This window comes from Actinomycetota bacterium (assembly GCA_040757835.1).
Lineage (GTDB): Bacteria > Actinomycetota > Geothermincolia > Geothermincolales > RBG-13-55-18 > SURF-21.
Genome location: JBFLWJ010000016.1, coordinates 1 through 14465 on the forward strand (window position 1 = coordinate 1; position 14465 = coordinate 14465).

Here is a 14465-nt window from a genome sequence, read left to right on the forward strand (position 1 = left end):
GCTGCCGCTGGCGGTTTGGATCAACAAGCCGATGGACTCGCAGGATAACTCGTTAGTATCCGGGAAGGAGGTGGTTGCTCCCTAAATTCACAAGGTAGGTGTCTCATAATCGTTGACACGCTCCGGTAACGCCTTCTCCGGAGAGGATAAGTCCCTATTAATACCACAACCAAGATAAGTCCCGGCAAAAAGCATGGACACTATGATGAAGAGGAAGATCTTCGTCTTTCTTCTGCAGGCACAAGTTGATCTCTCTCGCATAATAGACAATCACACTCCAGTAGTTCTATTAAGTCTTAGCATTTTGATCAACCTTCTTTCTCCCATATTATGGCTATTATTCTACAGTTAGATAATAATGAGAAGGGTAACAATAACCGCCCCTATAAAAAATGCACAAGATAAGGCAACGGACAAACCAACTGCAAATTGATATCTACTTTTCCATACCCATGGGCTACCCAAGAAATATATACCGAAGAACTTGTAATATTCCGCATATCTTTCGGGGTTTCTAAAAACTCTGGAGTATATAAATGCAATGATCAGGCAGATAGCACTTGACAGAAGTAGGAACAACACGCTACGTAAGCCTATCTCCCAGTACATAATAATCCTATCCAATCTGCCTGTTCATTTGTTCGATTATTTGCCATATTATTTCCTTGATAATACCCGAGGGCATGCAAGTCAATATTTCGATAATGATTTTGAAGGGTTAGAACAACTCTACTTCAGACAATGTTACCCAGAATCCAGGGCCAATAGATCCGCCTATATAGGTTTGGCGACCAACCTCGTTGCCATATTCATCCAATATTATGTATTCACCATACTCTACCCAATATCCGACCTCAACTCCAGTCGTGCTCTTTCCTTCCACGCTCGGAGCCTTATTGACAAGAGCGCCTGCAGACACGCCAGGCGTTCCACCGCCAAAAGCAGCGTGACAATGCAAACCTCTGTCTGACAGGTGATCTTGTGCTCGCCTGGGTCGTATGAACCTCCCCCGCTGATGTCCGTGATGTTCTCCAGGTTGGAATCCAGGTAGTCGACGGCTGCGACCTGGGTGGCCGGCCCAGCCCCACCATTTATTATCTGCAGGCTATAGGCGAGGGTACCTTGCGGGGTGACCTCAGCCGTGCCCACTTGCTTCAAAGAGGCTCCGAAATCGGGCAGCAGCGGCATGACAGTAAAGGCATTCGAGCTTCCGGTCTTGCCATCGCTTTCGGCGGTGATGACGTCCGAGGTGTAAGGGGCGCCGATAGTCACCATGCCCGTGAACACCCCGCCCGTGAAGTGGCCCTGCGGTACCGTGGTCTGGCTGTATCCGTTATATCCCCAAGCGGCGATGGTGCCGTCCTCCCTGAGGGCCAGGCAGTGGTGGTCTCCCGCTGATATGGCGGTATAGTCACTGCCGGAGGGAACCGTCGTCTGGCCGTAGGAGTTGTTGCCCCATGCGAAAAGCGATCCATCAGAACGGAGAGCAAGGCTATGGTAGTTGCCGGCGGAGACGGCCACGAAGTCGCTTCCCGCGGGCGGGGTGGCCTGGCCGTGGTCGTTGTACCCCCAGCCGGCGATGGTGCCATCCGAACGGAGGGCGAGGCAGTGATAGTTGCCGGCGGCTATAGCTACGTAATTATTCCCCGCGGGCACAGTGGTCTGGCCATAGTTGTTGAGGCCCCAGGCTGCGAGGGTACCGTCCGTGCGCAGTGCCAGGCTGTGATAGAATCCAGCTGAGACAGCCGCATACCCGTTCCCCGATGGCACCGTGGCCTGGCCGTAGAGGTTCTCTCCCCATCCGGCGAGGGTGCCGTCTGTGCGTAGGGCGAGGCTGTGGAACCCGCCCGCGGCAACGGCGGTGAAATCATTCCCTGCCGGCGGGGTCGCCTGACCATGGTTGTTGAACCCCCAACCGGCGAGTGAACCATCGGTGCGTAAGGCCAAGCTGTGGTTGGCGCCTCCGGAGACGGCCGCATAGTCGCTGCCGGCGGGCACGTTTGTCTGCCCCTGGTCGTTGTTCCCCCATGCCCACAGCGAACCTCCCGAGCTTATGCTCAGGCTATGGTGGGAGCCCGCATCCAGGGCCACGTAGGTGTTCCGGGTGACGGTGGGGCTGATGGTACCCGTAAGGTCAGAAAGGCTGGCGGTGTCCTCGAAATCCGATATCGTCTGTCCGGATGCGTCCTTGGCGTAGATGGTCACGGGAAAGGCCTGGCCCTCGGTCTGGGGGGAGGATATGGGAGCGAATTCGAAATGGTCCAAGGGATTTGCGGCGATGACCGTGGTCTGGACGGTATTGCTCGCGAGCGGGCCGCCTCCAGTATAGGAGATACTCGCGGTGTTTTGTATTACCGTCCCCGGCGCAGTCGTGGAGACGATATCGGCGGTGAAGGTGAGGGTTGTCCCCCCGCCGCTGGGGACGGTGCCCAGGCTCCAGGTGATGGTCCTGGTGCCGGAGTTATAAACGCCCCCCCCGTTATGTTTCCCACGTTCTCGAGATTCTGGTCTATCTGGTCGGTGATGACCGTGTTACTTGATGCCTCGTCGCCGGAGTTGATGATATTCAGCGTATAGGTGAGCGTTTCCCCTGGGGCTGCTTCTGTCTTGTCAACATCCTTGCTTGAGCTGCCGTAATTGATGCAGCCTGCCGCAAAGAGCGTCAGCACGCTTGAAAGCAGAAGCAGAACACACGTAAGCGCGGTCATTCCCCTGGTTTTTTTCATGGCTTGCTCCTTACCCCATAGCCCATAGCGACCTCCCTATCCGCCAGTTCTTCAAATAGCCCTTGAGAGAAGAGAATTTGCCTTAGATACATTTCTATGAAATGTATGAGCAGTTTTTCTACCGCTGGTAGGCATTGTCCTTCCTGAGAGTGAGAAAAAGTCGGGACCTTTTGGTTCCCTTAGCGCTACATCATATCCAGCGCCCTCAATCCAATGCTAGGTAAGTCAACTACAAGAGAGGTTAATGAGCGGGGGGCCTTCAGGTGCTATAATCTTCCCATGCGCGAGTTAACCGTAGTTTTACCGACGTACAACGAACGCGAGAACATCGAGCGGATCGTGGAGTCCATACTCAAGCAACCCCTGGACCTGGGCGTGCTCATCGTGGACGACAACTCCCCGGACGGCACCGGCGACATCGCCGACCGCCTGGCCGCCGCGGACGAGCGCATCGAGGTGCTGCACCGCCAGGGCAAGGAGGGCCTGGGCACCGCCTACCGCGCCGGCTTTCGCTATGCCATGGAGCGCGGCGCCCAGTATTGCTTCGAGATCGACGCGGACTTCTCCCACAACCCCGACGACCTCCCCCGCCTCTACGAGGCGGCCAGCAAGGCGGACGCGGCGGTGGGCTCGCGCTACGTCAAGGGGGGCGGCGCGCCCGACTGGAGCTTCTTCCGCTGGCTCATCAGCCGCGGCGGCAACCTCTACACCAAGCTCATCGCGCGTACGAAGACGGTGGACACCACCTCCGGCTTCCGCTGCTACTCCCGCCGCGTGCTCGAGGCCATCCCCCTGGACCGCGTCACCTCCCAGGGCTATGCCTTCCAGATCGAGATGACCTTCGTGGCCGAGACCCTCGGTTTTCGCATCACCGAGGTGCCCATCTTCTTCGTCGACCGCGAGGGCGGGGAATCCAAGATGAGTTCTGATATCTTCTGGGAGGGCCTGCGCGTCGTCTGGGGCCTGCGCCGCAAGTACGCCGACCTGCGCCGCGCATAAGCGCCACCCGGCTGTAAGACCGCGTTCTTCTCCCCACTCGAAGAGAAGTCCTCAACATCACGGCGCATGCCGGCTGGCAATGAGGCTGATCTGTTTGCGCATGTAAGAGATCGTCTTATTGGCCTGTTAGGGGACTCACCAGTGGTCTGATGGGATTCCAGCGGCCCGGGGCTCCTTGATCAGGCGGTGTCCTCGCTGGCGCTTTCGGAGTAGAGCCGCACGTTATTGGGGCCCGCGGCCTTGGCGGCGGTGAGCGCGGCCATGGCCTTGTTCATGAGGTCCACGTCGTTGTCGGCGTTGGCGGGGAAAGAAGATATCCCCACGCACGCGGTGAGGCTCTCCACCTCTTTCTTCTCCCGGGACGGGAAGGGGTATTCCTCGACCACCTTGCGGATGCGCTCCGCCAGCCGCATGGCCCCCAACCGCCTGGTCTCGGGCAGCAGGACGGCGAAGAGGTTCTCCCCGTAGCGGGCCGCCGTGTCCACCTCCCTGGTGTTGCGCAACACGATATTACCCAGGTCGGAGAGGATGAAGTCGGCCATGTAACGGCCGTTGCGCTCGATATACCCCTCGTAGTCGTCGATCTCGAAGAAGAGAAGGCAGACGTTGAGGCTGTAGCGCCGGGCGCGGTTGACCTCCTGGCTCAACTGGTGCTGGAAGTAGTGCAGGTTGAAGAGGCCGCTGGCCGAGTCCTTGACCACGTTGGTCTCCAGCTCGGAATAGAGGCGAGAGATGAGCACCGCCAGCCCCGCCTGGTCGGCCACCAGCGTAAGCAGGGGAGTCTTGTGCGGGTCGAACGTGCCGCTGCCGCGCCCCAGCGCGAAGACCCCGATAACCCTGCCCTCGGCCCGCAGGGGTAGGGCCAGGATCCTTCCGACACCGCACCCCTCGAGGTAACTAGCCTCCTCCAGGCCCCCGTGCAGCTCCGCCTGCTGCATGACCCCGGTATCGAAGGCCACCCCACACAACGAGCCGGTGGCGCTCAGTCCTCGCCCCACCAGTTCATGGGCTCCCTGGCCCCGCGCGAGCACGACGTCCAGCTCGTCCAGGACGTCCCCGGGAAGCAGGATCACGCCCAGCTCCGCCCCGCTGATGGCCATGGCCCGGTCCAGCAGCTGCACCAGTTTGGGCATGGGATCGGAATAGGCCTCGACTATGTTCACGCTGGCGCAGATCGAGGCGATCTCCAGCATCTCCTTTTCTCCCGCCGCCTCACCCTGGAGCGACGCGGGCAGCAGCTCGATGAGCCAGGCCGTGGGTGAGCCCTCGTGTACGTTGAGGACGCGGCACTTGGCCGGGGCGCCCTTGATCTCGCCCGTATCCTCGGCGACCAGCAGCAGGTCGGGGTCGGCGGCTGAGAACAGCTCTTTGCGGGCGGTGAAGAGCGGGGGGACTTTCTCCTGGGAAGGCCAGTCCGCCGGGATCTCTTTTTCCAGGATACCCGTGAACTCCACGCCCGGAGCGGATGAAAGGACCTGCACCAGCCGGGCGCAGCTGGGGTTGAATCCGATGAAAGCGATACGCGTGCTTTTTCCCATCTATGCCTCGAGCCCTTGAACGCAGCCGCTGACCGTTCCCACGATTATTTTAAGGTATAGTCACCACGCTTGGAAAGAAATGCTCTATTCCCTGCGGCGGCTCAGCGCCGCGAGGCGGCCTCGCGGTGTTCGCCGTCAACCATGTCGATGGGGAAGGGCAGCTCCACGCCGTCGGGTATCTTGTGTATGTACTTGCGCCTGAACTCCGGGTCCTGCATGCGGCAGGTCATGGTCTTACGGTCGTATTCGGGATGCAGCTTCATGCGGTGCCAGATGTCCCACAGCGGCTCCTCCTTGACGTTGCCGAAATGCAACGGGTTGAAGTCGCAGGGGGTGACGAACCCGTTATGGGTGATGTGTATCTGCCACTTGACACCGAAGCAGCCCATGATGTGAGGGTCGTTGACGTGGCACATGAGGCAGACTCGAGGCCCCTTGAAGTCCTTCCACTGCTCCTCCTGGATGACGCGGAAGACCTCCCGCTCGTTGTCGCTGAGGATGAGTTCGTCCTGCTTTATGCACTTGCCCGTGGGGACCAGGTCGAAGACGGTGAGCTCCTTCACGCCCAGCTCCCGGCAGAGGGCCAGGAACTTGTGGTGGTAGTCCCTGGCGATGGTCTCGCGGCTCATGTAGGTGGAGATGCCCACTGCCATGCCCCGGGAGACCGCCCTCTCGATGCCATCTATGACGCGGTCGTAGAGGCCCGGCACCCCCCTGAGCCGGTCGTGCTCCTCGGGGACCGGGCTGTCCAGGCTGACGAAGATGGTGTCGCACCCGGCTGCTTGCAGCTTGTCCAGGTTCTCCTCGCTCAGTAGGGACCCGTTGGTGAAGACGTCGGCCACGCAGTCGTTCTCGACGATGCGGCGGATGAGCACGTCCAAGTCGGTGCGCATGAGCGGCTCTCCGCCAGTGATGATGATGTCGGTGATGCCCAGCTCCGCGCACTGGTCGATGACGCCGCACCACTGCCCCGTGGTCAAGGTCCCCTCGCTGCTGCGCCGGAAGGCGCTGCAGTGCACGCAGTGGGCGTTGCAGTCATGGGTCACGGCGATGGTCACGGCGTGGGGACCCCACTCCCTGCCCAACCCCCGGTCGATTATATTGCGGTAGAACCTCTCGTAAGCGTGCGACTTCACCGGCGGCAGGTGGTAGGAGAACCTGTCCGGGCGCGCGAACTTGATGAAGGGCATGTGCGGCCCGATGGTCTTGAGGATCCATCCGCCCGCGACCATGAAGATGGGAAAGGTCGGGGGGCCGAGTGCCTGGTAGAAGTTCCTTCGCGCTTTCCTGGTCAGCTTCGCTTCGCGCTCTCGTATCACTGTCTGCGGCATTTGCGGTTAACACCTCTCCTGCTTATATTGCTGCGTCAGCCGGCCCCCGCGAAGGCCGGGGCCAAATCCATTTCTTACTCTCTTTCGGCACATATATCAACACCTATTAATGGCTAGTGTTATTATACTATAAAGTCATATTATATTACCATCTTGGGCACGCATCCCGGCCGCCACAAGATTACCACCATAGGGACGGGCCGGGCATGACAGGACTCAGCAGGAGGCGGAAGGCAGTGGCCGGAAGCCACGGGCCGGGATGGGTTTTACGGCTGCGCCATACGGCAGGAAGGCCGATACGTTCAAACGTCTCCCCCGCCCTCCAGTGCCCCGCCTCTTTCTTCTTCCTCTTCCTCTTCTTCCTTCTCCATCTCCCTGCCTCCGATGACGATGCGCGGCAGGGTGGTGGCCAGGAAGACGAGCAGGCCGACGCCGAGGAGGATAAGGACGACCGTCTTGTTGGCCGCGAACTCGAGGGAAAGGGCGATGCCGGTGAGCAGCGCCGTCCACAGGTAGATGATCAGCACCGCCTGGCGCTGGGAATGGCCGATGAAGAGCAGGCGGTGGTGGATATGCTCCTTGTCGGCGTAGTGGAAGGGCCTCCCTTTTCTGGCTCGCCTGAAGATGGCCAGCCCGGTGTCGATGATGGGGACGGCCAGGATGATGATGGGGGTGAACATGGTCGCGACGGCGGTGCGCTTCAGGATGCCCTGGATGCTGATGGCCCCGAGGATGAAACCAAGGAACTGCGCCCCGGAGTCCCCCATGAAGATGCTGGCGGGGAAGAAATTGTATCTCAGAAAACCCAGGCACGCCCCGCCCACGGCCGCCGATATCACCATGGCCTGCAGGGTGTTGGGGTCGCCGCCTACGCGCGAGCCGTAATAGAAGAAGGCGGCCGCGGAGATGAGCACGATACCGGCCGCCAGGCCGTCCAGCCCGTCGATGAGGTTGATGATGTTGGTGAAGGCCACCATCCATACGATGGTAAGCAGCATGGAGAGCACGGGGCTGGCGGTGAGGTCCAGGACGTTGCCGCGCGGCAGGGCGAGGCTGGTGACCTCCACCCCGAAGGACACCAGCACCAGGGCCGCCATCACCTGTCCGGCCAGCTTCATCCAGGGAGAGAGGTGGCGCATGTCGTCCACGGCACCCATCATGGCGATGAAAGTCGCGGCGAGGATGATGCCCAGCAGCTGGTAGGACGAGAGGGCGTCCACCATGCCCTCCGGTTTGGCCAGGGCCGAGGAATAGGTCACCAGCACCTTGCAGATAAGCAGGGAGATGACCACCGCGAGCAGGATGGCCACGCCCCCCAGGGTGGGCGTAGGGTTCTCGTGCACCTTGCGGTCGTGGGGCATATCGATGGCGCCCAGCCAGAGCGCGAGGCGGCGGGCCAGGGGGGTCAGGACAAGCACCAGTACCAGGGAGGCCGCGAAGGCCAGGATGTAGATCACCTCAGGCCCCCTCGTCTTCCAGGTGGACGAGGAGCAGGTCGGCCTCGCGTGCCATCTCGTCGGCCATCTCGTCCTCGTAGCCCTCACGGTAATAGACGCGCTCTACCCCCGCGTTGATGAGCATCTTGGTGCAGAGGATGCAGGGTTTGTGAGTGCAGAACACGCTCCCGCCGCGCACCGCGGTGCCGTGCATGGCCGCCTGGATGATGGCGTTCTGCTCGGCGTGCAGGCCCCGGCACAACTCGTGCCTCTCTCCCGAGGCGACCCCGCGCGTCTCGCGCACGCAGCCCACCTCCTCGCAGTGGGGGAGGCCGGAGGGCGCGCCATTATAGCCGGTGGAGACGATGCGCTTCTCGAGGACGACGATGCAGCCCACCTGGCGCCGCAGGCAGGTCGAGCGCATGGCTACCTGCCTGGCGATGGACATGAAGTATCTTTCCCAACTCGGCCTGGTCATGTCATAACTCCCGGAATCGCCGCGGCTCCGGCGCCGTTAAAGTTCGGGGTAGAGAGGAAAGCCGGCCAGGAGCTCTTCGACTCTCTCCCGCACCCGGCGCAGCACTTCTTCCTTTCCCATGTTCTGCACCACCAGGGCGATGAGGTCCGCGATCTCGGCCATCTCAGCCTCCCGCATACCGCGCGTGGTCACCGCCGGTGTTCCGAGCCGGATGCCGCTGGTCACCGCGGGGGGTTTGTCGTCGAAGGGGATATTGTTCTTGTTTGCGGTGATCTTCACCGCGTCGAGGGCTTGCTCCACCTCGCTGCCGCTGAGCCCGAGGGGCCTGAGGTCGATGAGCAGGAGGTGGGTATCCGTGCCGCCGGACACCAGCCGCAGGCCGCGTTCCCGCAGGGCGCCCGCCAGTGCCCTGGAGTTGCTGACGATCTGCCGCGCGTAGGTGGCGAACTCGGGCCTGGATGCCTCCAGCAGCGCCACCGCCTTCGCCGCGACGATGTGCATCAGCGGCCCGCCCTGCACGCCGGGGAAGACGGCGTGGTCCAGCGACTGGGCGAAGCGCTCCCGGCAGAGGACCATGCCTCCACGCGGGCCGCGCAGCGTCTTATGGGTGGTGGTGGTGACGAACTCGGCGTGGGGCACCGGGTCGGAATGGACCTTGCCCGCGACCAGACCCGCGAAGTGCGCCATGTCCACCATGAGCATGGCGCCGACCTCGTCGGCCACGGCGCGGAAGGCCGCGAAATCGATGTCGCGGGGGTAAGAGCTGCCACCGGCGATGATCAGCCTGGGGCGGCACTGCCGCGCCACCGCGGCTATCTCCTCGAAATCCAGCATCTCCGTCTCGCGGTTGAGGCCATAGAAGTGGGCGTCGTAGAGGGCGCCGCTGATGTTGGCGGAGGTGCCGTGGGTGAGGTGGCCGCCGGCGGTCTTCTCCATGCCCAGGATGCTGTCGCCGGGCTTGAGGGCGCAGAAATAGACGGCGGTGTTGGCCTGCGCCCCGGCGTGGGGCTGCACGTTGGCGTGCTCCGCCCCGAACAGGCTCCTGGCGCGCGCTATCGCCAGTTCCTCCGCGACGTCCACGTATTCGCAGCCACCGTACCACCGGTTGCCCGGGTATCCCTCCGCGTACTTGTTGGTCAGCACCGTTCCCGCCGTCTCCAGTACGGCCAGGGAGGGGAAGTTCTCCGAGGCGATGAGCTCTATCTTGTGGCGCAGCCGGTGCAGCTCGTCCCGCACCACCTGCGCTATCTCGGGGTCCACCTTCGCTATCTCGCCCACACCGCTCATGCGTCTCTTCCTCCGTATCGGCTTTCGATCTCCGCCAGCTTCTGCAGCCTGTGGGCATGGCGGCCCCCCTCGAACGGCGCCTCCATCCAGGTGCGCACTATCTCCTCCGCCACCCCCGGCCCGATGACCCGCGCCCCCATGGTCAGCACGTTGGCATCGTTATGCATGCGGCTGTAGCGGGCGGTATAGAGGTCGTTGCAGAGAGCCGCTCTCACGCCGGGCAGCTTATTGGCGGCCATGGCCATGCCTACGCCGGTGCCGCAGAGGGCGATGCCCCTGTCCGCCTCGCCGGTGGAAACGCGCCGCGCCACCCGCTCGGCGAAATCGGGCCAGTCGCAGGATGCGTCCGAATCGGTGCCCTCGTCCAGCACCTCGTGCCCCGCCTGCGCCAGGCATGCCGCCACGACATCCTTGAGCATAAAGCCTGCATGGTCACACCCCAGGGCTACTTTCATCTCTCTTGTCACTCCCATGGTCCCGGTCGGTACGTCCCGTGCGGCCCACGCCTTATGCCTCGCCCGCCGTCTCCGTCTGCCCGAATATGGCTACAAGTACGTCATCGATGGCGCTCTCGATGTCCTCGGCTACTCCAAGGTAGACCCGCAGGGAACTTCCAATGGGGTCAATTATATCAGAGCCCCGCGCCTGGGCATCGGCCATGAAGTCCTCGCCCCCGGCCCGCTCGCCCAGCACTTCGAAGACCTTCTTGATGCGGGCGCGTGCCGCTATCTCGTCATGCACAGTCTCCCCGCCCAGGCGCCCGGTTATCATGTCCGATCTTGAGGCGAGGTGCTTGAGTGTCGTGCTCCACTTCAGCGCCTGGGGTTCCAGGCGTCCTATAGTGAGCAGGTGCTCCCTGGCCATGGCCAGCACCAAGTCCGCCTTGAGCAGCATGCCAGCGGTCAGCTCCGAGGCCCGGTGCGGCTCAAGGTCGATCCCCCACAGGTCCATGGCCTGGATGGCGGACGAGGTGGCTGGGTTGCCGTCGATGGCGGAAGTCCCGGCGGAATGGATGAGAGTATGGGCCGCCAGTGCGGGGTAGTCGTTTATCACCTTCGCCTGGAACATGGCTTCGGCCATGGGACTGCGGCACAGGTTGCCCGTGCACACGAACAGTATGTCCAGCAGCTCGATCACTTCCCTTTCTTCTTCACGAGGCGTGCGCGGTATGCCCGCCCCTCTCCCCCGCCATCAGCGCCTGGTTCAGTTCATCTTCCGTGATCGCGCCCTGGCGCAGGACGCTTACGGCGCCTTCCTTTATCTCCGCCACGGTCGATGGCGTCCCCGAACCGCTCTCTTCGGCGTCCAGCGCGAGGGCGGCCGCCGCGAGCACGCGCGGATCGATGGCGGCGAAGCCGGCCGGCTCCTTCTCTCCCGCCATATTGGCGCTGGTCACGGCCAGCGGTCCGCTCCTGGCAAGCAGGCGCAGCAGAAACGGGCTGTCCGGCACCCTTATCCCCAGCGAGCCGGAAGCGGGCGCCACGTTACTCCGCCAGGGCACGTCCCCGGCCTCCACCACCAGGGTCAACGGGCCCGGCCAGAACGAGGCCAGCTTCCGCAGCGGTCCCCGCAACTGGGGGGCGGCGAGCAACGCCGCCTCCTCCACGCCGGCCACCATGACCACCAGCGATTTCTCCGCATCCCTGCCCTTGGCGGCGAAGACGGCCTCCGCGGCGGCGGCCATGTCCGCCCGCGCCACGAGCCCGTAAACGGTATCGGTGGGCATGACCAGCAGCCCGCCCGCGGCAAGGGTTTCCTCGCACCGCCAGAGCAGGGCGTCCTGGTCCACGTCCTGAAACCGGATAATCTCCACCATAGGGCTATTATAGCCGTCCGCCATCGGTCACATGGAGGAGATGGCATCGCGGGCGTGAAATATTCTAATGTCGGTTCTGGTCGCTGTCGATAATCAATAGTTAGAGAGGCGTTTCCATGGTTCCGGGTGGACAGAGAGATGGATGAAGATAAGGTAGGTCGAGGCGAGACAGGGAGCGGAGAAGCCGAAGAGGAACTCGCGCGCAAAGCGGTGGAACTCCTAATCGCCCTCAACGCCGCGACCATCAACATCCATATGTACCCTCCAACCAGCGACATGATCGCCGCCTCGGTGGAGACCGCCTACGCCCGCATGGACCCCCTGCTGACCCAGACCGGCAAGCTGACTTTGGGAGAGGCCGACAACCTGCTCCTGGTGAACGGAGAGAAGCTGCACGACCGCGACCAGGTCAGGCCGCCCGTGCTCTCCTTCCTCGACAGCCTGCGGCGCAGGGACATCTACAGCATCACCTTCTCCGTCGGCATGGAGCAGGACGAGTTCCTGAAGTTCCTCTACATCATGGCCAAGGAGCCGGAGGAACTGCGCCAGTTGGGCGGCATGGCCGAGGAGATGGGCAGGCAGGGCTGTTATCACATCCTGGTCAACGAGAAGCGCTTCGTCTCCGTGGCCGACGACGAGATCATAGCGGCGGAGGCCCGCGAGGAGGATAAGGAGGGCGAGACCCGCTTCAAGGAGGAAGAGCTGCGCCGCCTCAACGAGAAGCTCAAGGACGAGAGGTTCGTCAACTATATCACCGGCAAGGAGAGCCGTGAGAACACCGGCGAGGACACCATCCGGGACATCATGGGAAACCCGCCGCGCCTGGGACTGCTGCTGCGCCAGGCGGTGCGCGAGATCGTGGTCGAGGAGGAAGACCCGGATCTGGCCCTGGACAAGATCTGCGAGACCCTGGAGAAAACGGCCCTGCTGCTCAAGGAGCTGGACGACGAGGAGTTGCGCCGCATGGACGCGGAGGAGATCGCCAAGGCGGCGGCCTTCCTGGAGCCGTCGGAGCTCAAGGGGTTCCTGCTCATGGACAAGCCCGAGGCGCTGCGGGAGCTGGAGATGCGCAAGAACATCCTGGAGATCCTGCGCGAAAACAAGGTGCTCGACCTGCTGGAGAGCACCATCCGGGAACACGAGGCCCTGCAGAGGGTGGTAAACGACCCCGAGACCGCCTTCGCCCCCGAGCAGGAGCTGCGCTACGGGATGCTCTCCTCCCTCATCGACGAGATCTACCAGGCCTCCGTGGGCAAGCCCTGGGAGTCGCGGGTGAGCGACCGCATCTTCCAGGCGGACATGTGGAAGAAGATAGTCAACGGCACCAGCGAGAAGGGCGACGCCGGGTCCAGCACCCTCGTCTACCAGATAAGCAACATGCTGGTGAACGAGGGCCTGACCCTGGACATCGACGAGCTGACCGCCGACCTGACCATCGACGAGAACATCCCCCGGCTGTTGCAGAAGCTCTACCGTGCCCGTCGCCACGATACCGTGCTCAAGCTGGTCGAGAACCTGCTGGACAACCTGGAGGATATGAGCCCGGAGATCAGGCTGAAGACGGCGGAAACCCTGCGCAACATCCCGGCGGCCCTGGAGATGAGCCGCCGCCTGCAGGAGTTCCCGGTGGCCTACGAGATGAAGGACCGCCTGCTGGAACGCCTGGAGCGGGAACGCGAGCTCAGCGAGGTCTATACCACCCTCTCCGCCTGCCTGGCCAGCCTGGCGTCCACCTTCATCCTCTCCCAGGATTACGATTCCGCACTGCAGATCATCGACACCTTCTGGCGGCACAACAGCGCCGAGGACACGCGCAAGCCGGAACAGCGCCGCATCGCCCTGGAGGCGGTGGCCACGGTAGCCAACGACGAGGTGCTGGACAACCTGGCCGACATCCTGCGCGAGGGCGACATCCAGACCATCACCGAGGTGGCCGAGATCCTCATCAAGTTCGAGGACAAGTCGGTGCAGCCCCTCATCCAGGTGCTCAAGGACAGCGAGGACCTCCTGGTGAAGCGGGTGACATTCGAGGCCCTGGAGAGCATCGGCAAGGACGCCATCCTCACCCTCATAAACGACCTGGAGAAGTACAATCCCTGGCACATGTACCGCAACATCATCTCCATCCTGGCGGAGATCGGGAACCGTTCCATCATCCAGTCCCTGGCGCGCTTCATCAAGCACCAGAACCCGGAGGTGCGGCGGGAGACCATCAAGGCGCTATCCAAGATCCGCACCCCCGAGACCACCGCGCTCCTGGTGGAGGCCCTGGGCGACCGGGACGAACAGGTGCAGCGGGAGGCATGTATCGGGCTGGGGCGTATGCGCGATGTCTCCACCGCGCCCATCCTCATGAACGTGATCAAGCCCACCCGCAGCTTCAAGAAGGAACGCCACTACAGCAACACGGTGAAGACCGCGGCGCTGTGGGCACTGGGGGAGATCGGCGATTATTCCGCCATCCCCTACTGCCAGAGCATCCTGCAGAAGCGGTCCCTCTTCCCCTTCCTGGCCAAGGGGAGGGACGAGCTGCGCGCGGCGGCGGCACTGGCCCTCGGCAGGATAGGGAGCGACGAGTGCCGTGACATCCTCCAACAGTTCAGCAGCGACCGTAGCGACACGGTGCGGCGGGCGGTGCTGGAGGCGCAGAGGAGCATCCAGCGCAGGAAGGTCGTCGCCAGTGTCGAGGAGGACCAGCCCGCCGAGGAACCCGCCGTCCAGGCCCAATAGGTTCCCGAGCCCGGAGCTATCCGTCTTCTCCATCGGTCCATTTCCGGCCCGAGCCTCCAGGTAACGGTCTCGCTTAACGCGCAGCCAATCTCAAGGGCAAAAGAAACCTGGGATTTGCGCGTAC

The 14465-nt window shown here is 62.5% G+C and carries 12 protein-coding genes and 1 pseudogene; 3 read left to right on the plus strand and 10 right to left on the minus strand.

What is annotated here, in order from left to right:
* Positions 1-837: 837 nt before the first annotated feature.
* Entirely contained in the window at positions 838-2265 is a 1428-nt protein-coding gene (locus AB1384_12030; protein MEW6555002.1) for a hypothetical protein, read from the minus strand.
* A gap of 76 nt (positions 2266-2341) precedes the next feature.
* Between AB1384_12030 and AB1384_12035 the strand changes: the two genes are divergently transcribed.
* A complete protein-coding gene (locus AB1384_12035; protein ID MEW6555003.1) occupies positions 2342-2467 on the plus strand; it encodes a hypothetical protein in 126 nt (41 codons plus the stop codon).
* Between the two features lie 16 nt (positions 2468-2483).
* Here AB1384_12035 and AB1384_12040 read toward each other — a convergent pair.
* Positions 2484-2726, minus strand: a pseudogene (locus AB1384_12040) (DUF11 domain-containing protein).
* Between the two features lie 279 nt (positions 2727-3005).
* Here AB1384_12040 and AB1384_12045 point away from each other — a divergent pair.
* On the plus strand, positions 3006-3725 hold the full coding sequence (locus AB1384_12045) for a polyprenol monophosphomannose synthase (protein MEW6555004.1): 720 nt from the start codon (positions 3006-3008) through the stop codon (positions 3723-3725).
* A 179-nt stretch (positions 3726-3904) separates the two neighbouring features.
* Here AB1384_12045 and AB1384_12050 read toward each other — a convergent pair whose 3' ends face one another.
* From AB1384_12050 to AB1384_12085, 8 genes are all read right to left on the minus strand, one after another.
* Positions 3905-5263 (minus strand): sensor domain-containing diguanylate cyclase, encoded by a 1359-nt coding sequence (locus AB1384_12050; protein ID MEW6555005.1) that lies wholly within the window; start codon positions 5261-5263, stop codon positions 3905-3907.
* A 101-nt stretch (positions 5264-5364) separates the two neighbouring features.
* A complete protein-coding gene (locus AB1384_12055) occupies positions 5365-6594 on the minus strand; it encodes a radical SAM protein (protein ID MEW6555006.1) in 1230 nt (409 codons plus the stop codon).
* A 302-nt stretch (positions 6595-6896) separates the two neighbouring features.
* Positions 6897-8051: an MraY family glycosyltransferase gene (locus tag AB1384_12060; protein ID MEW6555007.1), complete on the minus strand. Its 1155-nt coding sequence runs from the start codon at positions 8049-8051 to the stop codon at positions 6897-6899.
* A 1-nt stretch (position 8052) separates the two neighbouring features.
* A complete protein-coding gene (locus AB1384_12065; GenBank protein MEW6555008.1) occupies positions 8053-8508 on the minus strand; it encodes a cytidine/deoxycytidylate deaminase family protein in 456 nt (151 codons plus the stop codon).
* A 36-nt stretch (positions 8509-8544) separates the two neighbouring features.
* Complete coding sequence (gene glyA, locus AB1384_12070) at positions 8545-9795, minus strand: serine hydroxymethyltransferase (protein MEW6555009.1); 1251 nt, start codon at positions 9793-9795, stop codon at positions 8545-8547.
* On the minus strand, positions 9792-10250 hold the full coding sequence (gene rpiB, locus AB1384_12075; protein ID MEW6555010.1) for a ribose 5-phosphate isomerase B: 459 nt from the start codon (positions 10248-10250) through the stop codon (positions 9792-9794). Before rpiB ends, glyA begins: the two co-directional genes overlap by 4 nt.
* 52 nt (positions 10251-10302) lie before the next feature.
* Positions 10303-10932, minus strand: a complete 630-nt coding sequence (locus AB1384_12080; protein ID MEW6555011.1) for a hypothetical protein — start codon at positions 10930-10932, stop codon at positions 10303-10305.
* A 13-nt stretch (positions 10933-10945) separates the two neighbouring features.
* Entirely contained in the window at positions 10946-11611 is a 666-nt protein-coding gene (locus AB1384_12085; GenBank protein ID MEW6555012.1) for an L-threonylcarbamoyladenylate synthase, read from the minus strand.
* Positions 11612-11749: 138 nt separating this feature from the next.
* Here AB1384_12085 and AB1384_12090 point away from each other — a divergent pair, with 138 nt between their 5' ends.
* Positions 11750-14341, plus strand: coding sequence for a HEAT repeat domain-containing protein (locus AB1384_12090; GenBank protein ID MEW6555013.1), 2592 nt, complete (start codon positions 11750-11752; stop codon positions 14339-14341).
* The last annotated feature ends 124 nt before the right edge of the window (positions 14342-14465 follow it).